General features: G+C 65.1%; 19 protein-coding genes. 10 read left to right on the forward strand and 9 right to left on the reverse strand.

What is annotated here, in order from left to right; all coding sequences use genetic code 11:
* Positions 1 to 86 precede the first annotated feature (86 nt).
* Positions 87 to 947, forward strand: coding sequence for an Rv1157c family protein (locus CH274_RS25785; protein WP_052049291.1), 861 nt, complete (start codon positions 87 to 89; stop codon positions 945 to 947).
* Between the two features lie 136 nt (positions 948 to 1,083).
* Here CH274_RS25785 and CH274_RS25790 read toward each other — a convergent pair whose 3' ends face one another.
* The gene (locus tag CH274_RS25790) at positions 1,084 to 1,833 is read right to left on the reverse strand and encodes a DUF1906 domain-containing protein (protein ID WP_032394061.1); all 750 of its coding nucleotides are present in this window, start codon (positions 1,831 to 1,833) and stop codon (positions 1,084 to 1,086) included.
* 226 nt (positions 1,834 to 2,059) lie between these two features.
* Here CH274_RS25790 and CH274_RS25795 point away from each other — a divergent pair, with 226 nt between their 5' ends.
* Positions 2,060 to 2,638: a TerD family protein gene (locus CH274_RS25795; protein WP_032394223.1), complete on the forward strand. Its 579-nt coding sequence runs from the start codon at positions 2,060 to 2,062 to the stop codon at positions 2,636 to 2,638.
* A 132-nt stretch (positions 2,639 to 2,770) separates the two neighbouring features.
* A complete protein-coding gene (locus CH274_RS25800) occupies positions 2,771 to 3,592 on the forward strand; it encodes a hypothetical protein (protein WP_094659320.1) in 822 nt (273 codons plus the stop codon).
* Positions 3,593 to 3,649: 57 nt separating this feature from the next.
* On the opposite strand, the gene CH274_RS25805 is transcribed toward CH274_RS25800, so the two are convergent.
* Positions 3,650 to 5,080, reverse strand: a complete 1,431-nt coding sequence (locus CH274_RS25805; RefSeq protein ID WP_143546640.1) for a sialidase family protein — start codon at positions 5,078 to 5,080, stop codon at positions 3,650 to 3,652.
* Between the two features lie 115 nt (positions 5,081 to 5,195).
* On the opposite strand from CH274_RS25805, the gene CH274_RS25810 reads away from it, so the two are divergent.
* Positions 5,196 to 6,563, forward strand: coding sequence for a WS/DGAT domain-containing protein (locus CH274_RS25810; protein ID WP_143546641.1), 1,368 nt, complete (start codon positions 5,196 to 5,198; stop codon positions 6,561 to 6,563).
* Positions 6,564 to 6,638: 75 nt separating this feature from the next.
* Positions 6,639 to 7,520, forward strand: coding sequence for a PE-PPE domain-containing protein (locus CH274_RS25815; protein WP_094659323.1), 882 nt, complete (start codon positions 6,639 to 6,641; stop codon positions 7,518 to 7,520).
* Here CH274_RS25815 and CH274_RS25820 read toward each other — a convergent pair.
* The 4 genes from CH274_RS25820 to CH274_RS25835 all read right to left on the reverse strand — a co-directional run bounded on the left by CH274_RS25820 (position 7,486) and on the right by CH274_RS25835 (position 11,287).
* Positions 7,486 to 7,959: an SRPBCC family protein gene (locus tag CH274_RS25820; protein ID WP_094659324.1), complete on the reverse strand. Its 474-nt coding sequence runs from the start codon at positions 7,957 to 7,959 to the stop codon at positions 7,486 to 7,488. The two genes, CH274_RS25815 and CH274_RS25820, sit on opposite strands and share 35 nt — an antisense overlap.
* Before the next feature lie 6 nt (positions 7,960 to 7,965).
* Positions 7,966 to 8,325, reverse strand: coding sequence for a VOC family protein (locus tag CH274_RS25825; RefSeq protein WP_032394056.1), 360 nt, complete (start codon positions 8,323 to 8,325; stop codon positions 7,966 to 7,968).
* 17 nt (positions 8,326 to 8,342) lie between these two features.
* Positions 8,343 to 9,299: an alpha/beta hydrolase gene (locus CH274_RS25830; RefSeq protein WP_094659580.1), complete on the reverse strand. Its 957-nt coding sequence runs from the start codon at positions 9,297 to 9,299 to the stop codon at positions 8,343 to 8,345.
* Between the two features lie 74 nt (positions 9,300 to 9,373).
* Entirely contained in the window at positions 9,374 to 11,287 is a 1,914-nt protein-coding gene (locus CH274_RS25835) for an alpha-amylase family protein (protein ID WP_094659325.1), read from the reverse strand.
* 71 nt (positions 11,288 to 11,358) lie between these two features.
* On the opposite strand from CH274_RS25835, the gene CH274_RS25840 reads away from it, so the two are divergent.
* On the forward strand, positions 11,359 to 12,348 hold the full coding sequence (locus CH274_RS25840; protein ID WP_094659326.1) for an SDR family NAD(P)-dependent oxidoreductase: 990 nt from the start codon (positions 11,359 to 11,361) through the stop codon (positions 12,346 to 12,348).
* Here the strand turns inward: CH274_RS25840 and CH274_RS25845 are convergent.
* Positions 12,334 to 14,082 (reverse strand): helix-turn-helix domain-containing protein, encoded by a 1,749-nt coding sequence (locus CH274_RS25845; protein WP_094659581.1) that lies wholly within the window; start codon positions 14,080 to 14,082, stop codon positions 12,334 to 12,336. The two genes, CH274_RS25840 and CH274_RS25845, sit on opposite strands and share 15 nt — an antisense overlap.
* Positions 14,083 to 14,153: 71 nt before the next feature.
* On the opposite strand from CH274_RS25845, the gene CH274_RS25850 reads away from it, so the two are divergent.
* Together CH274_RS25850 and CH274_RS25860 are read left to right on the forward strand one after the other, a co-directional pair.
* A complete protein-coding gene (locus CH274_RS25850; protein ID WP_094659327.1) occupies positions 14,154 to 15,527 on the forward strand; it encodes an FAD-binding oxidoreductase in 1,374 nt (457 codons plus the stop codon).
* Positions 15,528 to 15,940: 413 nt separating this feature from the next.
* Complete coding sequence (locus CH274_RS25860) at positions 15,941 to 16,501, forward strand: DUF2716 domain-containing protein (protein WP_094659329.1); 561 nt, start codon at positions 15,941 to 15,943, stop codon at positions 16,499 to 16,501.
* On the opposite strand, the gene CH274_RS25865 is transcribed toward CH274_RS25860, so the two are convergent.
* Positions 16,480 to 16,857: a hypothetical protein gene (locus tag CH274_RS25865; RefSeq protein WP_179275862.1), complete on the reverse strand. Its 378-nt coding sequence runs from the start codon at positions 16,855 to 16,857 to the stop codon at positions 16,480 to 16,482. The two genes, CH274_RS25860 and CH274_RS25865, sit on opposite strands and share 22 nt — an antisense overlap.
* A 79-nt stretch (positions 16,858 to 16,936) precedes the next feature.
* Entirely contained in the window at positions 16,937 to 18,280 is a 1,344-nt protein-coding gene (locus CH274_RS25870) for an MFS transporter (RefSeq protein WP_094659330.1), read from the reverse strand.
* A 171-nt stretch (positions 18,281 to 18,451) separates the two neighbouring features.
* On the opposite strand from CH274_RS25870, the gene CH274_RS25875 reads away from it, so the two are divergent.
* Both CH274_RS25875 and CH274_RS25880 read left to right on the forward strand, forming a co-directional pair.
* The gene (locus CH274_RS25875; RefSeq protein WP_094629565.1) at positions 18,452 to 19,219 is read left to right on the forward strand and encodes a metallophosphoesterase family protein; all 768 of its coding nucleotides are present in this window, start codon (positions 18,452 to 18,454) and stop codon (positions 19,217 to 19,219) included.
* Positions 19,220 to 19,223: 4 nt separating this feature from the next.
* Positions 19,224 to 20,396, forward strand: a complete 1,173-nt coding sequence (locus CH274_RS25880) for a winged helix DNA-binding domain-containing protein (RefSeq protein ID WP_094659331.1) — start codon at positions 19,224 to 19,226, stop codon at positions 20,394 to 20,396.
* Positions 20,397 to 20,411: the final 15 nt, after the last annotated feature.

A 20,411-nucleotide genomic window follows, 5' to 3' on the forward strand; every position in this document is an offset into this window, starting at 1 on the left:
CGACAACAGCTGTACATCGGGGATTGCGCTACATAGAGTGACCCCTCGAGCACCGGCTGTCGCCGTGGGCCCGCGTCATGATCAGAATGGGGAATATCACCGTGCTTCGTACCCGCGGAACGCGTCGCGTAGTTACAGCCTTGGCCGTAGCCGCAGCCGCCGCACTCGTCGTGCCGACCAGCGCATCCGCACAGCCGTTGGTGCCGATGGCACCGGCAGATCTGCCCGCAGCACCGGCCGATCCCGCTGCTCTGATCGCTCAGTTCCTCCCCGCCCCCGGTGAGCCGATGCCGAACCTGGCCGACGTCGAAGCACTCGCCTCGTTCGCACCGGCCATTCTCGGTGCCGCAGCCGGACCTGCCGACGTGGGAGCTGCTCCGGCGGCGGACCTGCTCGGCCAGGCCCGCACCCTGCTGGAAACCGCGCAGCTCCCGGACCAGGTCAAGGCACTGCTCGAACGGGTCATCACCTTCCTGGACGGCTCCGGCGGCGGCGGACCCGAACTGCCGTCGGACGGACCCGTCATCGCCCAGTTCCTCTACCCGACGCTCGGCAAGGGATGCATTTCCGACACCGCCGATTCCGTCGGAACCGCCCTCGCCGTACCGGGACCGGCCACCCTGCCGCCTCCCGGACCCGGCGCAGGACAGGCCGGCTTCGTCTTCACCGCCCTCGGCACTGCGCCCGTCGCTGCGCAGCAGGCAGCTCCCCTGACGGTGACGTGGCTCAACATCGACAACCGTCGCTCGGGAACGCAGGACCTGACCGGCGCGGCCATGATCAACACCGACGGTCCGGCAACGCTGTCCGCGATCGCCGACACAGGCCCCGGACGCGTCCTCTCGGTGATCTCCGGTTCGATCACCACGCAGTCGAAGGAAGATCCGGCCGCAGCTCCGCGCAGCTGCACCTTCCTGCCCACCATCGGTACGGTCTACGTTCCGTAGCTCGTATCTGCTCCACCGACAGTTTCGCCCCCGGCTTCATCGGAAGCCGGGGGCGAAATTGTCGATTCGGACGAATTCCGAAAACAACGATGCGTTGCATTCGAGAATGGTCGCAATGAATTACATCGATGTTATTTCAGAGAATGTTCGCCTCGGATTTCGACCACTGCCCGTAGTCGGCTTTCAGAATGTTGTTGATGTCGACCTTGACGCCGCCCACGAAATCCTTGTCGATTCGAATCTGATGAATGTGAGCATCGGGGTGAACGAAGCCCTTGGGCGTTCCCCAATTGTGCTGCCAATACCACTGGCCGAGTCCGGCGACCGAGGCCAATTCGATGGTCGGTGAGTTGGCGTAGATCCCCGTGTTCTCGGCTCCGATCACCGATTGCCAGCCCAGGATGTACGGCGCGATCAGAGTTGCGAACTCCACGGCGGTGGGGTTGTCGTCGATCGACGCGTAGATCGGGCGGTCCGTCGGACCACCGGCGGCGAGGTGGAGTTCGAGTCCCCGCTCTGCATGCTTGACACCCGCCGCATACCCGCCACGCCAATCGGACGTGGCCCCCTTGCCGAACTGATAGTTCGAGACCACTTCCAGCCCTGCGGACGTCAGCGAGTCGGCCTCGGACTTGCGCATCGGCTTACCGATCATCCAGTTCGCATCCGGTCGCCGATCGGAGACGTACCGAACGGCCCCGAGGTGACCGGCCGCCTTGATGGCCGCTGCCGACGGCACCCCACCCGAGTAGTCGACGAGGGTGCCGAGCCCGGCGTCGGCGTGCGCGGTCGCCGTTCCCAACGCAACCAATCCGACGGCGGCCGCGGACCCCGCGGCGGCGTACTTGAACAACTCACGTCGCGAAACCTGCACAGAAATCTCCATCGTCGTTCGATCGCTGCGGCGCGCCTACCCGAGAAATCGCACAACCACTGCTATCTTTCACCGTTTGTCGTATCCCACCACAATCCCATCGGTACCGCCAGCCCCACTGCTCACACCCACCACGTTCCCCTCCGGCTTCACACGTGCACCTCGAGCACCGAGATCTCGAACATGAATATGGTGGAGTGGACGATGCACGGACGAACGCGCTGAGGAGTGGATGGACATGGGCGTAACGCTTGCCAAGGGTGGAAATGTCTCGCTGACCAAAGAAGCACCGAACCTGACCGCCGTCAGCGTGGGTCTCGGCTGGGATGTCCGTGCCACCACCGGCGGCGACTTCGACCTCGACGCCAGCGCTATCGGACTCGGCACGACGAAGAAGGCGCTGAGCGACAGCTACTTCGTCTTCTACAACAACCTCCGCTCCCCCGACGGTGCCATCGAGCACACCGGAGACAACCGGACCGGCGAAGGTGAGGGCGACGACGAGAGCATCGATGTCGACCTGGCGGCCCTGACCCCGGACGTCGACTCCATCGTCTTCCCGGTGTCCATTCACAACGCCGATGCCCTTGGCCAGAACTTCGGCCAGGTCGTCAACGCGTTCATCCGCGTGGTGGACAAGTCCGACGGGCGCGAACTCGCCCGCTTCGACCTCACCGAAGACGCCTCGACCGAGACGGCAATGGTGTTCGGCGAGCTGTACCGCCGCGGCGCCGAATGGAAGTTCCGTGCCATCGGCCAGGGCTACGCCTCGGGCCTCGAGGGGATCGTGCGCGACTTCGGCATCGACGTGGGCTAGCTGTCCGCGCACTGTGTCGCTCGGACCGTCTCGATTGAACAACGGATTCCGGCTGAGCTTGTGACGTCCAGATGATGTGTGGTGGTATCAGCGCACACGCAACATAAGCCTCATCAGTCACAGGAGTCACACATGTCTCGTCGCCTCAGCCGTTTGGCCGGCGCGCTCGCGCTCTCCTGCGCGGCATTGCTCGCTGTCCCCGCCACTGCTGCAGCGGATCCGGCACCGGCCGATCCGCTGGCGCAGGCGATCGCCGCACTGCAGGGACAGGGTGGTGCCTCACTCGACGCCGCGACCGCGATCGCCGACTCACGTACCCCGGTCGCCGAGGACGCGAGCGTCGATCCGTTCGCCGCACTGAACGCGGCCAACAAGGCCCTCACCGACTTCGGCATCACTCCGTTCTTCTACCCCACGGCAGCGATCAACTGCGCCGCTACGGCGGGCTCGCCCCTCGGCATCGTTCCGGGTGTCGCAGGCGGAGCGGCCGGACCGTGGCCTCAGCTGACCGCGCCGGCCATCCCCACCTTGCCGTTCCTGCCGTCCATCGAGATTCCCGAGCTCAATGCCGTCGACAAGGGCGAGACGATGTTCGCGTTCGTCCCGGCCGGAATCGTGAACGATTCCGCAGACAAGACCGGGATGCAGGTCGCCTGGTTCAACGTCAACACCCTGAAGGGCGGATTCGCCGACTTCGGCGGCTTGGCAACCACTCTCGCCGACTCGATGCTCGCCAACTCCGGCGTGCCCGACGCCGCGAAGGACATCGTTCGGCCGTTCGTCATCGGCGCGATCGACTCGCTGCCTGCCGCCGGTGCCCGCGCCGTACCCGTCGAAACCGGATCGGGAACCGTTCTCGCCGCGGTGTTCGGCACCGTGAACCACAAGGCCCTCGACGGTTCGGACAAGAGCTGCTTCTTCTTCCCCACCGTCGGCATGATCAACGTCGCCTAGAGTTTCCGCTTGATCACGAAAGGCCCTGCAGCGCACTGCTGCAGGGCCTTTCGGCTGCTACGCGCTGACGATTCGGCCCAGCCGGCCCAGGACGGCCTGCATCTCGGTGTGTTCCGATCGCGCCGCCCACGGCCGTTGCCTGTTCCTTCCCCGCATCTGCATCGCCGCCCCGGTCACGAGGTCACCGTTGGGGGCGAAATGCACACGAACGATCTCGTTGAGTGAGCGCCTCGACCCGAAACCCGGTAGGACACTGCAGAACCCGTAGGGAAAGAGCGGCGCGTCGGGTTCGTTGTACTTTCCACCGACGAACACCGGGCCGCTGGTACGGAAGTCACGGCACTGCGCGATGAAGCCGTGGAACGCACGACCCCTCTCACGTCCGTAGTAGGCGATGCCCACTCGCCCGGACCCGGTGGCGGTGATCGCGCCGAAGCGAGCGTCGCGCACCCCTGGTGCCGACACCACCACCGGCCTCGACCACGTCACCGCACCGTCCGAGGACCAGGCCGCATGCAGCAACCCGTCGCGGTCCGGCCACACCGCGTACACGTTTCCGTCGTCGTCGACGGCCATCGACTCCGGCAGCAGATAACGCGATCCGAGCAGCAGAAAATGCACTGCATTGTGGTATTTCGCCAGCGCCGAACCGGGGACCATCCGAACGTCCCACGTCAGGCCCTCGTCGCGACTGACCGCCACCGCGAACCGTCGGCCGTAACGGCCACCGATGTAGACCGTGCCGTCCGGGGCGACGACGCCCTTGCCGAACGCGACGTACTCCCGACTCGGCAACCCGGGGATGTTCTTCGAATCGATGTCGAAACCACCGGCCACCTCCCACTTCACCCCGCCGTCGAAGGACCGCCAGATGACCTGCCGGGTGACGTTGATCAGTGGCCGCACCCGTACTGCGAACGGCGTGGGCGCGGAGAGATACGTAACTCTCCCCGACCGTGAATTACTCGGTCCGGCAAATACTTTGGCGTCCATCCTCGCTTTCGATGCCACTTTCCGGGTGCGCCAGGTTTCGCCCCGGTCGTCGCTGACTCCGAGGGTGAAGCCCGTTCGCAGCGGGTGGGGCGGCACCGCGTCGAAACGGCCGGCGTGCAGAAACAGCCGCTCGTCGACGTCGTCGAAGTACAGATAGGGTCGGTTCCGACTCTGCTGCACCCCGTCGGGAACCGATGCGCGCCAGGACTTTCCGAAGTCGGACGAGCGCAGTACACCGACACCGTCGACGGTGAATGCGGGCGCGACGAAGACGGTGTTGTCCGCCGCCACCCCCAGGGTGCAGGCCGCAGAGCCGTACTCGGTGTAGGAGATGTCGGTGACGAAGTCGGCCGATGCGGCGGCGTTGGTCGAGGAACGCAGTCCTGCCCGATAACCCGAAGCAACTCTGGGCGTCACGACACCCGCCATGGGGTGCCACGGCGTCGCGGCCACAGTGCTGGTCGATGCATTGGACCAGGCTAGCGCCGATGGCACCGGTAGACCTCCAGGCAACCGAAGAAGTCCTCGGCCCGTCCTGGTGACAGATCACAGAACGGGACCGATCAGTACGTAAAATCTCGGTTCGCAGTGTGCCGCATAGGCTCATCGTGTGCCCCGCGCTCGAGCCGACAACCGCCGCCCCCGATCGACGCGCCTGCATCCGGCCGATGCGCGCGCGTACTGGATGGCGTCGAAAATTCCGAGCGACCAGTTTCTGCTGTACTGCTTCGACAACGGATCCGAGGGCCTCGACGCCGAAATGCCACGACTGCACGAGCGCAGCGGGCGCATCGAGGTTCTGCGTCGACGCATCACCGACGTCGCATTCGGTCTCGACTATCCTCGCTGGACCGAGGCGGGCCCGCGCCCCGACACCATCTCCGTCCACCGAGCGCCGCGCACCTGGCCGGAGTGCCTCGACGCGATCGCGGCATCGTTCGCCCGTCAGGTCGATCCCCGAGTGTCCGTGTGGCACCTGCACCTGTATCCGAACATCGCCGACGCTCCCGGCGGCGCGGCCGTCGTTGCCGTGCTCCAGCTTTCGCACGCGGCAGCCGACGGAACACTGGCCACTCGCACTGCCCGCGACCTGTTCGGTACGCACCCACTTCCACCGGCCTCCGCGCGGGCGGAGCCTCCCGCGGTGTTCGAGCAGGCATCCACCATCGTTGCCGCTGCGACCGTCCCGCTTCGACTGGCACAGATGGTTCGCGGCGGCGTCCGTGCCCGACGCGACGCGCTGAGCCTCGGACGAGGCACCGACTCGGGTGAGATCCCTCCGCCCGCACACTCGCGCGCGCCGACCGTCCTGGACGTGCCGCCCGCCGGCCGGACGTCGGTGCGCACCATCGTGCTTCCGAAATCCGACCTGCAGTCCGCCGGCACCACCGTCACCACTTTCGTACTGACCGCAGTATCGGTTGCACTGCAACGGCTTCTCGGCGATGGTCCGGACCTTGCCGCCGAGGTCACGCTGGCGAGGGACACACGAGCCGACGCACGAAACAATTTCGGCAACGTCGGTGTCGGACTGTTCACCGACGAGCCCGACATCCGCACTCGCAGTCGACTCGTATCGGCCGATCTGGCCGCGCGTCGTGCTCGCGCGAACCATCCATTGTCGGAGGCCGCCCGCGCGTCACAGGACGCCGTCGAAGCACACGTGCCTGCATTTCTGGCCGAATGGGGCGTCGCGCAGTTCGATCCGACCGCAGTCCCTCCGTCCGTCACCGGGAACACCGTCGTCTCCAGCGTCTCGCGCGGTGCCGCAGACCTCACGTTCGGCGGCGGCTCCGTCCGATTCACCGCCGGTTTCCCGGCCCTGTCCCCGGCCATGAGCCTGACCCACGGAGTGCACGGCATCGGCGATACCGTCACCGTCGGAATCACCTCCAACAGCGCGGCCGTACCCGACCCGGATCTCTACGAGGCACTCCTTCGCGACGCTCTCGCGGACGTACGCGCGGCTCTGGCCTGACCGGGACCGAACTGCCAGACAGTTCTCAGCATTTGTCGGGCGTCGGGCTCAGGTTCTCCCACCAGACTGACAGTCATGAGCCAGCAGAAGGTCACCGTACTCGCCGTCGGAGGTACCGGAGAATCACATCCGTCCGACCACCGAACGCGGGTGACGGGCCTGCTGGCCTGCGTCGTCGGTGAGCTCGACGACCGGTTCGTCGGACGGTGGGTCGGCTATCCGGCGTCGTACGGTCCGGTCGCATTCGGCGGACTGTGTTTTCGACACAGCGCAGACATCGGCGTCAGACGCCTGCGCCGCGCCATCGAGGGCACCAGCGGACCGATCGCCCTGATCGGGTACTCCCAGGGCGCGACCGTCGTACGCGAGGTGCTCGGTCTGGTGCACGCTGGAACGATCGACGGCAGCCGCATCGTTGCCGCTGGTCTGATATCGGATCCTCAGCAGCCGGTAGGTGCCGTCGACGGATGCACCGGACGTGGCGTCGCCGGTGCGGGTCCGGCTCTGCCCGAGTCGATTCCGGTCGAGTGGATCGGTCTGAAGTCCGACATGATCTGCAACGCCAGCGACGACAGTCTGATCCGTGACATAGCGGACCTCACCCGATGGATGTCGTTCCGGACCCCGAAAATCTGGCTTCGCGAGCTGTGGCGTCTGTTGCGCAGCAACAGCTTTCAGAACGCGACCCGAACCCGCCTTCGACCCTCGCAGTGGGCGAAGGATGTTCGACGCCTCCGCACCGCGGCCGTCGAGGTGTCCGGTTATCTACCGCAGTCGTTGCGCTGGCACCGATTCGAATGGGCCAATCCCGGCGGCGGGCGACACATCGCGTACGCACGCGAGCCGTACGAGGGCGACTCGACAGGATGTCAGGTTCTCGCGCGCTGGTTGGGCGGGCAAGCGGATCGGCGCGAGGAGCTGCTCAGGACTTCTCTGCCACAGCGGCGAGCTGCCTGAGACCCTTCTCGAAGTCCGGCCCGACGAGCTTGTCCATCGAGAACACTTTTCCGATCAGAGCGAACAGCTTGTTCTGCTTCCCTGACATTCGCCAGGTCACTCGGGTCCCGTCCGCGACGGGCTCGAGCAGGAACGCCGTGACGTTCCGATTCTTGAACGGCTTGGTGAACGCGAGGTCGAGCACGATTCGTTCTTCGGGAACCGACTCGGTGATGGTCATCGTCCCCGCGCCTGCCTTGCGTTTGCCCGACCACGAGTACGAGGCACCCACTCCGGCGTCGGGACCGCTGTAGGTGCGCTTCAGGTCCGGATCGACTCCCTCGTAGGGCGACCATGTCACCCACTGATGAAAGTCGTCGATCAGTGCGTGCACGGTTGCGGCGTCGGCCCGAACCACGGCGGAGCGCTCGACCAGGACGGGTACGGCTTCACCGGTCATTGCGGATCAGTCCCTCTTGCACAGACAGAAGATGTGCCCGGCCGGATCGCGGAACACCCAGAACGAGGGTTGCGCGTGGTCGATGAGTTCGGCCCCGGCGTCGACGACGAAGTCCCTGGCCTGCTCCATGTCGTCCACCACCAGATCGAGGTGAATCTTGATGCCCTCGCTGGGCCAGTCGATGGGGACGAAGTCCGGTGCCTTCTGAAATGCCAACCGCAGATCACCCGGACCGTCGATCACCACCCAATCGCCGTCGTCACGAGACTGTTCCCAGCCGAGGATGGTGCTGTAGAAGCGGCCGAGCGCAGCCGGGTCCGGGCAGTCGAGCACCGTGTAGTCGACGGTGATCCTCGGTGGTGTCATGGCGAACAGACTAACGCTCAGCCGCCGACGGCAGGGGCGATCGTCTCGAACCACGCCTCGTGCAGATGCTGCTCCCAGTGGTTCCACCAGTGCACACCGGTACCGGTGATCTTGACGTTGGGTCGCCCGCCCGCGGCCTGCAACAACGGAACGAATGCCCGGCTGCTCATCCCTGCAGCCGTCTCGAGCGGCACCATCTGCGCGAACCTGACGGGGTCGAAGCTGCTGCTGACCGGGTTGAAGACCGGGTCCGTGGCCGGCGAACCACTACCCGAGGAGACGAAGACTGCCGTGTTGCGCAGAGCACCGACGTTGAGGGACGGGTCGTTGCGGATCCACTCCGCGGACGGCCAGGTGCCCCACATGTTGCGCGCGTTGCCGCCCATCTCGCCGACGGCGACGGCGATGCCCTGGGCGAATCCGGGACTGCTGGCGGTCGGGTAGCCGCTGAACGACGCGACCGCCTTGTAGAAGTCGGGGTGGTGCGCGGCCAGGTTCAGCGCCGAGGTTCCGCTCATCGACAGTCCGGCCACGGCGTTGTTCACGTTGTCGCTACCGAACCGATCCGCCATGAACGGCGGCAGCTCCTGGGTGAGGAAGGTTTCCCACTTCACCCGCCCGAGCTTGGGATCGTCGCGCTGCCAGTCGGAGTAGAAGGTGCCGCCCCCGCCGAACGGGATGACCACATTGACGTGCTTGTCGGCGAAGAAGCTCTCGACGTCGGTCTCGATGAGCCAGCCGCTGTTGTCCTCGGGTGCGCGCAGCCCGTCGAGCAGATAGAGCGTCGGCGCGGGTCCCCCACCGGCGGCTTTGAGCACCTTGATCGGAATGTTCTTGTCCATCGACGGCGAATAGACGTAGACGAGCTCGGAATCGGCCTTCGCCACACCGGTCCCCATCAGCACCGTTGCCATCGTGGCCACCAACACGGCCACCACGGCGAGCACCAGACTTCGTATCCGAGCATGCAGCATCGACATTGTCCCCTTGTTCGTATCCACCGACCGTCCCGGGGCAGGGTAACAGGCCGGTCACGGCACCGCCTCCTCTAACGCAGCGGGTTGTCGACGATCCACCACGCCGCATAGGGCGGCAACCACACCGAGCCGGTGTCGTCGACCTGCAGATCGTGCTGCGAGAGAACCTCGACCGGGGCCGGAATTCCGAGTTCGATCAGCTGCGCGCGCGGAAACGAGCGGTGTTCGGCGGTGACGTTGTAGAGGGCGACGAGGGTGCCGCTCGGATGCCGCCTGCGCACCACGAGCAGACCGTCGTCCGACTCGCTCTGCACGTCCACCGGCGCTTCGGCGTGCAACATCGGCAGGCCGGCGCGCACCTTCGCGATGCGAGCGATTCCGTCGAACACCCGTTGTGCGTCACTCCCCCGCTGGAATCGGCCGGCTCGATCGGCATCGGTCACGCGCGGCCGATGCACCCATCGGTTGTCCTCGGCATGGGCCGGTTCGTCGGCCCAGTTCGGATCTCCCGGGGAGCCGAGCTCGTCGCCGCTCCATACGACGGGAATGCCACCCCATCCGGCAATGATGGCGTGTGCGAGAAAGATTCGACCGAACGCGCCGTCGGGATCCAGGCGGGACTCCCCCAGTCCGGTCAGCGCGGCTGCGGTGCCGCTGATCCGACGGTCACCGGTGTCCGGGTTGTACTGGAACACCAGGCCTTCGGCCCAGGAGCCGTCGAATTCGCCCGAGTACCAGTCGGCCAGAAAGTGGCGATGCCCTGCGCCCGAGAGTCCCAGGGACGCCGCGTCGCCGTCGTCGACGGCCCAACCGATGTCGTCGTGGCAGCGAACGTAGGTCACCCAGGTGCCGCTGGGTGGTGTGGGCGGCAACGACGCCAGGGCGTGGCGCGCCAATGCTGTACTGCCCGTTGCCAACATCGACCACACCTGGACCATCAGCGAGTTGTGGTAGGCGATGTCCGAGACCCGTCCGGTGTGCCGGCCCTGACCCAGGTACGGCAGCAGATCGCGGGGCCCGACGATCGCCTCGGCCTTGAACAGCGTGGCCGGAGCCGCCAGTCGGGCGGTGGCTCGCAGGGCCTGAGTGACCGCATGCACCTCGGGCTGGTTCTGGCAGTTGGTGCCGAGTCGCTTCCACAGAAATGCGATCGCGTCGAGGCGCAGCACTTCGACCCCGAGATTGGCCAGGTGCAGCACGATGCTTGCGAACTCCTGCAGCACAGCGGGATTGGCCCAGTTCAGATCCCACTGCCATTCGTTGAACGTCGTCCACACCCACTCGCCGAGTGTGTCGTCGAAGGTGAAGCTGCCGGGCGCGAAGTCCGGGAACACCTCGGGGAGTGTGCGCTCGTACGAGTCCGGGGTGGTGCGATCGGGATAGATCAGAAAGTAGTCTCGATACTTCGGATCGCCCGAGCGCGCCCTCTCGGCCCATTCGTGCTCGCGGGCAACGTGATTGAGCACCAGATCGACCACGAGACTGATGCCGCGTCCGCGTAGCGTTTCCGCGAGCGCCCGCAGGTCCTCGTTGGTGCCGAGGTCCTCGCGAACCGCGCGGTAGTCCATCACCGCGTATCCGCCGTCGTTGTCACCGGGCCGCGGCTGCAGCAGCGGCATCAGATGTAGGTAGGTGACACCCAGATCGGTCAGATGGTCGAGTCGCTCGCCCACCCCACGCAGCGTCTGTCCGTACCGATCGACATAACAGGCGTAGCCGAACATGTCCGGCTGCTGGAACCAATCCGGTTCGAGCAGCCGACGCTGATCGAGCCGGTGCAGATCCTCGGGGCGGGCCGCGTAGGCGCGCGCAGCGATCTCCACCAGGGTGGCCGCCACCGCGTCGGGATCGGGATAGACGGCCGTGACCGCGTCGTGCAGATCGGGAAACCACTGCTCGAGACGCAACTCGAAGGTCTCACGTCGGTGGGCGGGAAGCTCGGCGAGGATCTCTCGGGTGACGTCGGAGACGGCGGGGTGAACCATGGGCTCATTCTGGCATCGACCCCGGCGTGGGGACGCGCATACATCCGGTTACCGCGGGGTATCACAGCGCCATGTCATTGCTGACCCGCACATTGGACACGATCCTCGACAGAGCAGTCGTTCCCGGATACTCCCGCATCGGTGCCACGGTGCGTCGACGATTCTGGGCCGCGGATCCGACGCCGTTCCCCGCCCCCATAGACATGGTGGTGACCGGCGCGTCGTCCGGATTGGGCGCAGCCACCGCGAAGGAACTGGCCAGGTTGGGGGCACGGGTGCACCTGGTCGGCAGGTCGGCCGATCGGCTGGAGTCCGCGGCCGCGGCCATTCGGGGCGAGGTGCCCGACGCCTCCCTCGTGGTCCGCGAGTGTGACATCAGCGATCTCGATTCCGTGGCGGCCTTGAGCGCGGCTCTCGCATCCGAGCTCACGTCGGTGCACGCATTGGTGCACTGCGCCGGGGTCATGCCGGACGAGCGGCAACTCTCGGCGCAGGGGCACGAATCCGCTTTCGCCACCCACGTTCTCGGGCCGGTCGCATTGACCGTGGGACTGCGAGAGCTGTTCGACGCCGGATCGCGGGTCGTGTTCGTCTCGAGCGGCGGCATGTATGCGGCGCCGCTGCAGAACTCGGACTTCGAGTACGAGAACGGCAAGTACTCCGGCATGACCGCCTACGCTCGCACGAAGCGAATGCAGGTGGTGGTGGCCGAGCAACTGGCCGAACGCTTTTCGCTCGAAGACGACCCGGTGGTGCACAGCATGCACCCGGGCTGGGCGGCCACTCCCGGCGTCACCGGATCGATGCCGAAGTTCGGTTCGGTGATGAAGCCGATTCTGCGCAACGCACACGACGGGGCCGACACCATCGTCTGGCTCGTCGGGTCCGACCAGGCCTTGACCAGCACCGGCACGTTCTGGCACGACCGGGCCCCGCGTCCGACTCACTACCCTTCCTGGCGCGGAGATTCACCTCGCGTGCGAGATGCACTGTGGGCGAGCGTGGTCGAGGCGACGGGGATCGAGACCGAACCCGCGGCCGGTGGCTCACAGACCGAGTAGATCGGCCGATCTGCGCAGGCGCATCAACACCTGAAGGTCGAGAGCATCGTCGGGGTCACGCCACTGCGTACCGATCAGCCGGTCGATGGCTTCGAGCCGTTGGTAGAGCGTGTTGACGTGCACTCCCAAGCTCGACGCGGTGGCCGAATGGTGGCGACCGTGAGCCAGATACGTCGACAAGGTCTCCATCAGCGGGACCCCGCGCTTGTCCTGCTCGGCGAGCAACGGCCCGAGCTTGTCCTCGGTGAGCTCGTCCAGGTGCTCACGGGCCATGTGGCTCAGCAGGATTCGATAGATTCCCAGGCCGCGCGCCGAGGACACTTCTCCGTCTCTGCCGAGAGTCGTCAGCACGTCAGCAGTCTGTTGCGCTTCTCGGAACGCCGTCGCCAGCGCGTCGGCTCCTCGCGCGGGTTCGGAGATTCCCACGGTGGCCCGGGTGACGATCATGCGACGAACGGCAGCGGACTCGCGAGCGGGAACGACCAACAGGATTCTCGAACCCTGCTCCGCTACAACCGATCCCGGGGGCAGTGCGAGAGCTTCCAACTCGGCTCTCGACGCGTTACCCTGCGCGACCGCCACACAATACGTCACGTCCGGAGTCAGTCCGGCACGGTGGAACTGCCTGCGTTCGTCCTCGGGCGTCGACGTCGGATGGAGGAGTAGATCGAGCAGGAATGCGTCCTGCGCCCGGCGTGCGGATTCCGCGGCCGCGCGCTCCTCGGCCAGCGACAGCGCGATGGCCGGCACAGCTCGATCGAGAAGTAGGCGGGTCTGGTCGTCGTCCGATCCGACGGAGATCAACACTCCCAAGAAGCGACCGGCAGCCACCACCCGGCGCGCAGTGATCTCGTCGCCGACGGCAGTATCGGCACCCGCCCTGCACCGTTCGACCAAGGCTTCGACCTGGACCGCTCTGTCCTCCAGGGCAACCGGTACGGACGCGCCATCGGCCACGAAATACGCCGGACGTTCGGTGGCCGACGCCACCTCCCGAACCAGACTCCGCACACCGCCTCCTCGGAGCACGACCTGTGTCAACGTGCGGTCCCATTGCAGAGTCTGCTCCAATTCCGTCGTGCGGAGCGACAATTCGGCGTTGAGGGTTTCGAGCGTGTCGATCGCTCGCACGTTCTCGATGGCGATCGCCGCGTGCGCGGCCAGTGCGGACAGCAGAGCGATCTCACTGTCTGCGAAATCCCGCTCCTGCCGCTTGCACGCGAACAGTGCGCCGATCACGCGGTCGCCGACCCGAAGCGGTACGCCCAGCAGACCGCGCATGTTCTCCGACCGCGCAGCACTGTCGGCTCCCGTGATGTGCCGAAATGCAGGTTCGCTCTGGTAGTCGGGTGTCCACGACGGTGAGGCACCGCGCACGATCAGCCCGACGAGCCCCTCGTCCAGTGTGAGCCTGATGCCCACCAGTTGCGGGGTAAGGGCACCACTGGTGACCTCGATGACGAACTCGTCGCCGTACACCGAACCCATGTAGGCCAGGTCCACGCCGAGCAGCCTGCGCGCCTGGTCCACCACTTCCTGCAGCAGAATCCGATTGTCACGCACAGTCGTCAGGCGCACCGCGATGTCGTTGAGCGCCGAGAGTTCGGTGCTGCGTTGTTTGCGTTGATCGAGCAAAGTTCGCAGCCGGAGTGCCGCATGCGCCTCGGCACCGGGAAGATCCCGTCGATGGGCTTCCAATTCATCGACGGACGCGTCGTCGAGCAGCATTTCCATCCATGACTTCGCGGGCGACATGGAGAAAACCTACATTGGCCGAGACCCGCGTCACAGCTAAAGTCGAACACATGTCGCTCGTGGAACAGTTGTCCGAGGTCCTGCCCGCGGATCGGATCGTGGTTGACCCGGACGTCGTCGCCTCCTACCAGCACGACGAGGCCGAATGGGCACCGTATTCGACGCCGGTCGCCGTCGTGCGACCCCGCAGCGCCGAAGAAGTCCAAGCCGTCGTTCGTGCATGCCTGGCCCATGGCGCACCCGTCGTCACCCGTGGGGCGGGCACCGGACTGTCCGGCGGCGCGAACGCCACCGAGGGATGCGTCGTTCTCGCGCTCGACGGCATGGACACGATCAAGGAGATCGACCCACTCGAGCGCTACGCCGTCGTCGAGCCGGGAGTCGTCAACGATCACCTGCGCGCAACCGTTGCCGAGCAGGGTCTGTGGTATCCCCCGGATCCGGCAAGTGCGCCGTGGTCGACCATCGGCGGCAACGTCGCCACCAATGCCGGCGGATTGTGCTGCGTCAAGTACGGCGTCACGCGCGACTACGTGATGGGCATGCAGGTCGTCACCGGAACCGGAGAACTGGTTCGACTCGGCCGCAAGACCGCCAAAGGCGTTGCCGGTTACGACCTTGCAGGCTTGATGGTCGGATCGGAGGGCACCCTCGGCATCATCACCGAGGTGACCCTGAAACTACGCCCGCTGCAGGATCCGCAGCGGACCGTCGCCGGCTACTTCGATTCGATCGTCGACGCCGGGCGTGCCGTCGCCGCGGTGGCCGCCGCCGGCTTGACGCCGTCCGCACTGGAATTGATCGACAGGCAGTGCCTCATCGCCGTCGACGCGTGGAAGAACATGGGCCTGTCGGTCGAGGCCAATGTGGTGTTGCTCGGACGTATCGACGATCCGGGTCTCATCGGAGACCAGGAAGCCGAGAAGATGCTCTCGTGCTTCGACGAGGCCGGAGCGACCTGGTCTGCGGTCTCGACCGATCAGGAAGAGGCCGACGCTCTGTTCGCGGCGCGACGGTTGGCGTATCCCGCGATGGAACGTCTGGGTCCGGTGTTGACCGAGGACGTGTGTGTGCCGAAGAAGCATGTACCCGAGATGCTTTCGCGCATCGAGCAGATCGGCCTTCGCTACGAGACGACCATCGCCAACATCGCACACGCCGGTGACGGAAACCTCCACCCGCTGCTCATCACTCCGCACGACGACCTTCCGGCTCGCGAACGCGCTCAGGCCGCCTTCGCCGAGATCATCGACGCTGCACTGGAACTCGGCGGCACCGTGACCGGCGAACACGGAGTCGGACTGCTCAAGATGGACGGCCTGGTGCAGGAACTCGATCCGGTGGTGTTGGAAATGCACCGAGCTGTGAAGAAGGCACTGGATCCCCATGGAATCCTGAACCCGGGCAAAGTGTTCACACCCTGACGGCGCTTGGTTCACACGGTCCTATGGTTGTGTTCGCAGACTGCCGTTGTGCAGCAAGGTAACCAGCAGACTCGGGAGGCCGTTGATCAGGACGAGAACCGCAATCACTAGACCCACGGCCAGCCACGGCTCAGTCAGCCAGAAATGAATGCCGAGCTGTAGCGCACCGACGATACTCAGTATCCATCCAGCAGCATGGGCACGTCGGGCACGCTGGGCAGGTCTGACCGGATACGAGCCGTTCACTGTGGGCAACGCGCGGCCATAGTTCTCACGGGCTGCGATTCGAGCCGCCACGACGTGAAGCAGTACAGCAAACGTTATGGCACACAACGCAAGCACCATGTGACTGTCACCCGCTTCCCGATCAGTTCCTGTCAGCCTAGTTTCTCAGCCTCTGAGACGATAGGCCGATGACGACCAAGCTGACCAGGAATTTCGGATCTGCGCTACCCATCGGGTGGACCGAACTCGACCGCAATGTCGAAGCGGAGCACTGGTCGGTGTTCACAAGTAGGTTCGGGTTTCGACCCGGGACAAAGCCTGACTCGTGGCCGGCCATTTCCGAGGCTGCCCCCTCGATGACATTCGACCTCTCCTCCCATACCGTCCGCACGACAGCGTCCTGGTCTGCCCGAGCCGACGCGATCAACGCGGAAGCGTTGCGCTGCTTCGTCACCGAGTTTTCGGACGACCCCACCTTCATCGTCCTGGACTGGCAACACTCCGGCTACAGCTTCGACGCCGAAGCGCACGCCGACGCGGCCGAGAACGCCGAGTGGCGCGTCCCCGTCCACCCGAACGGCGACTACTACATCTTCGCCCGAGACGGATTCACCGAAGGGACCTTCGGCCACCCGTGGGAACGCACCTTGTGCGTCTTCGGACCACGCATGGTCGCCACGCTCGGTCGCACCTTGGCAACATGGCTTCCCACGATCCGCGTCGACGGTCAGCGAGCGGCAACTCGATAACCGTCGGAGGCCGCCGGGAGGTCAGAGCACCGTGGATTTCGATTCGAATGCGTCAGCCATCGAATCGCTCGATCCGCCACGGCGGAATCTCGCGACGCGGTCGGGACCCTGATCGCGCGAAACCGATAACCGTCCTGATCGACAGCAGGCTCCCACTCGAAGTCGACCTGCTCGCCTACTGCGAGCTCGGAGACACCTCCACCGATGTCGAACCCTGTTCCCGATCGAGAATCGATGACCTCATCGGGATGCAGCGCGCTGAAGAATGACCAGCATCCGCCCGGAGTGTCCTCGGAATCGATGATGCCCTCCATGCCGAGAATCTCCCAGCTCCGGACCCGCCCGCGACTCGTCATTCGTCGAGTATGTCCGGTGTTCGCTGCAAGAGCCGAATCCGGTTCCGTGCAGATACTCGGCTTCGTGCGCAGCCGTTCGTCAGTGCGCCACCGGCACATCCGTATTGCTCTCGGAGCGGACTCCCATTCGGCTGCGCAGAGCGATCACCAACACCACCGCCATGAGCATGACACCGCCGACCACCCACAGGCCTGCCTTGGCGTTGCCAGTGGCGTCGAGCAGCCACCCCGTCACGTATGGGGCACCGAAGCCCGAGGTGTTGCCGACCGAGTTGATGATCGCGATTCCAGCCGCTGCGCCGGCTCCGGTGAGGAAGGTGCTGGGCAGGTACCAGAAGACGGGTAGAGCGCAGAACACGCCGACGGCGTTGACGGTCACCGCAATCATGGTGGTGAACGGTGAATCCATGTACAGCGCAAATGGAATGGAGATCGCACCGATCAGAGTCGGTATCGCTACATGCCACGTTCGCTCGCCGGTCCGGTCCGAATGCCGACTCCAGAGCACCATCGCCACCGCGCCCACTGCGAACGGCACCGCCACGATGAGTCCCGTGGTCACGAGCGAGAAGTCGGTATCGAACGTCTGCTTGAATCCCGCGACGATGCTGGGCAGAAAGAAACTCAGGGAGTAGAGGCCGTAGGTGATGCCGAAGTAGATCAGGCCGAGCATCCATACTCGTACATCACCGAGCGCATGCTTGACCGAGCCGCTGACGTGCCCGCCTTTCACTGCGTCCTCGGACTCCAATTCCGCAGTGAGCCATTCCTTCTCGTCGACGGTGAGCCACTTCGCCTGAGACGGTCGATCCGTGAGATAGAACCAGGTGATCACGCCGAGCAGAATCGCCGGAATGCCTTCGAGGAGGAACATAACCCGCCAACCCGACAGTCCGAACAGACCGTCCAGGTACTGAATGATTGCACTCGACAGTGGCGCACCGAGCGCCGATGACACAGGCAGAGCCAGCAAGAACAGGCCCATCAGCCGCACGCGGTAGGCGCGCGGAAACCACATCGTCATGTACAGCAGTACGCCGGGAAAGAAGCCGGCCTCGGCGATGCCGAGAAGGATGCGTAGACCGTACAGCCACCCTGCCGTCGGCACGAAAGCCATGGCGGCGGCCACAATTCCCCACGACACCATGATGCGGGCGATCCACCGTCGGGCACCGAATTTGTGCAGCGCCAGATTACTGGGCACCTCGAACAGCAGATACCCGATGAAGAACAGGCCCGACGCGAGGCCGAACATCGTCTCGGTGAGGCCCAATTCGTCGCTCATGGTCAGCTTGGCGAGACCGATGTTGGTGCGATCGAGATAGTTGACGAAGTAAGCCAATCCGAGGAACGGGATGATACGTCGAGCGACCTTCTTGACCACCCTCGATTCGATCTCGGGCTTCGACGTGACTGCAGGCATGGGCTCGGCCTTCCCTAGATCGAAAGTGACCTGGACCACGTTATGGGCGACTCGAGCGTAGGTCTATGGAGAAACCACCCATCGACGGCGGGTGTGTGAGGGTGAAGTCTCCAGCACTCGCCTCCGGGCTGCCGTGTTGCAGTCGACTGCCCACGCTGCGATCCTGTGGTTGTGCGGGTAGCTCTCATTGCCGATATTCACGGCAACATCGCGGCGCTCGACGCCGTCGTCGACGACATCGAACGCCATCGCGTCGACTCGGTGATCAATCTCGGCGATCTGTTGTCCGGCGGCCTGCATCCGCGTCGAACTGCGGACCGGCTGATGGCACTCGGTTTTCCCACTGTCGCGGGAAATCACGACCGCTATCTGCTCGAGCAGGACCGGGAGTCCATGGGCAGTTGGGATCGGCACGCCCATGATCGACTCGACGACGAGCATCGACAGTGGCTGGCCTCGCTGCCGTTCTCATTGGAGTTCGATGGCGGAATCCTCGCAGTGCACGGAACACCCACCGATGATGAGCAATATTTCCTGCACTCGGTGGACGACAACGGCTCTCGCGAGGCAACCGAGGCCGAGATACTGGACAGGGCAGCAGGTTTTACGAACCACTCCGTCATCGCCTGCGGCCACACCCACCTGCAGCGACAATGGACTCTCCCCAGCGGCACACTCGTGGTCAATCCAGGGAGCGTCGGCGTGCCCGCCTACGACGACGATCAGCCCTACCCGCACGTCATGGAATCCGGCTCTCCGCATGCGCGCTACGCGGTACTCGACGACCACGACCGTGGCAGCTGGACAGTCTCGTTCGAGCTGGTCGAGTACGACCACGTCGGTGCCGCCGCCGATGCCCGCGCACACGGGATGAGCGACATCGCCGACGCACTTCTCACCGGATTCGTCGGCCCTGCGCCGCAAATGCCGTCACACTGATCGCGTGAAGATCACCGACGCTCAGCGCCGACACCGGCTCGTCGCGCAGCACTTCGCCCGTGCATCGACCACCGAAGCTGTGGTGTCGTCACTCCTCGCGTTGCATGCCACCGATCCGGCGACGGTGTATCTGTCGGTGCTCGCCCGCGCTCGAACACTGGGACTCTCGGATGTTCGTGATGCGATGTACGAGCGCCGGAGCCTGGTGCGGTTGATGGCGATGCGGCGCACGATGTTCGTCGTCGCTCACGACGACGTTCCGATGATTCACGCTGCGGCGAGCCTGGGAGTTGCGCGCACCATGCGGGCACGCCTGATCAGGCAGGTCTCCACGTTGCCCACCGAACCGGTGATCGCCGATGTCGAATCATGGATCGCCGCAACCGAAGCCGAGACCGAGTCGGCGTTGCGATCGATGGGGACTGCGACCGGGGCCGAGCTGTCTGCCGTCGTGCCCGGCCTCAAGACCGCGCTGCTGCCGACCACCGACAAGGTGTACGACGTCAAGCGGTACGTCACCTCGGAGGTACTGGTGATGATGGCCGCCGAGGGAAGGCTGGTGCGCGTCGAACCGCGGGGCGCGTGGACATCGCGACGCCACGCGTGGGCACCGATCGATCACTGGTGGCCGGACGGGATTCCCGATCTCGACGAGACCGAGGCACGTGCCGATCTTGCCCGACGTTGGCTCGAGGTGTTCGGCCCTGCGACCCTCGACGATCTGCAGTGGTGGACGGGCTGGAACAAGACACAGACTCGTCAGGCGGTGTCCGGACTGAACACCGTTACGGTCGAACTGACCGAGGGCGACGGAATCATGTTGTCCAGCACTGTTTTCGATAAGCCTTCCGGCACGAGCGTCATGCTGCTACCTGCGCTCGATCCCACGCCGATGGGGTGGAAGCACCGAGCCTGGTATCTGGGTGAGCACAAGGCCCCGCTGTTCGACACCTTCGGCAACATCGGCCCGACCATCTGGTCCGGTGGTCGTATCGTCGGCGGTTGGGCGGTCACCGGTTCCGGAGCAGTGGTGACGGAATTCCTGGAGGACGTCGGGGCTCCGGTGACGAAAGCCGTTGCAGCCGAGGCAGAAAGAATAACCACCCTGCTCGACGGCACCCCGGTGGTCCCGTCCTTCCCGACGCCGCTGGAGAAGAAGTTGCGGGGAAAGAAGTAGCCGATATCTGCCTGG

The sequence above is a fragment of the Rhodococcus sp. 06-418-5 genome (genome assembly GCF_002258285.1).
GTDB lineage: Bacteria > Actinomycetota > Actinomycetes > Mycobacteriales > Mycobacteriaceae > Rhodococcoides.

Coding starts and splice junctions, on each gene's coding strand:
- CH274_RS25785 (WP_052049291.1), top strand. CDS start 87: ATGGGGAATATCACCGTGCTTCGTACCCGCGGAACGCGTCGCGTAGTT.
- CH274_RS25790 (WP_032394061.1), bottom strand. CDS start 1,833: ATGGAGATTTCTGTGCAGGTTTCGCGACGTGAGTTGTTCAAGTACGCC.
- CH274_RS25795 (WP_032394223.1), top strand. CDS start 2,060: ATGGGCGTAACGCTTGCCAAGGGTGGAAATGTCTCGCTGACCAAAGAA.
- CH274_RS25800 (WP_094659320.1), top strand. CDS start 2,771: ATGTCTCGTCGCCTCAGCCGTTTGGCCGGCGCGCTCGCGCTCTCCTGC.
- CH274_RS25815 (WP_094659323.1), top strand. CDS start 6,639: ATGAGCCAGCAGAAGGTCACCGTACTCGCCGTCGGAGGTACCGGAGAA.
- CH274_RS25820 (WP_094659324.1), bottom strand. CDS start 7,959: ATGACCGGTGAAGCCGTACCCGTCCTGGTCGAGCGCTCCGCCGTGGTT.
- CH274_RS25825 (WP_032394056.1), bottom strand. CDS start 8,325: ATGACACCACCGAGGATCACCGTCGACTACACGGTGCTCGACTGCCCG.
- CH274_RS25830 (WP_094659580.1), bottom strand. CDS start 9,299: ATGCTGCATGCTCGGATACGAAGTCTGGTGCTCGCCGTGGTGGCCGTG.
- CH274_RS25835 (WP_094659325.1), bottom strand. CDS start 11,287: ATGGTTCACCCCGCCGTCTCCGACGTCACCCGAGAGATCCTCGCCGAG.
- CH274_RS25840 (WP_094659326.1), top strand. CDS start 11,359: ATGTCATTGCTGACCCGCACATTGGACACGATCCTCGACAGAGCAGTC.
- CH274_RS25845 (WP_094659581.1), bottom strand. CDS start 14,082: ATGGAAATGCTGCTCGACGACGCGTCCGTCGATGAATTGGAAGCCCAT.
- CH274_RS25850 (WP_094659327.1), top strand. CDS start 14,154: ATGTCGCTCGTGGAACAGTTGTCCGAGGTCCTGCCCGCGGATCGGATC.
- CH274_RS25860 (WP_094659329.1), top strand. CDS start 15,941: ATGACGACCAAGCTGACCAGGAATTTCGGATCTGCGCTACCCATCGGG.
- CH274_RS25865 (WP_179275862.1), bottom strand. CDS start 16,857: ATGACGAGTCGCGGGCGGGTCCGGAGCTGGGAGATTCTCGGCATGGAG.
- CH274_RS25870 (WP_094659330.1), bottom strand. CDS start 18,280: ATGCCTGCAGTCACGTCGAAGCCCGAGATCGAATCGAGGGTGGTCAAG.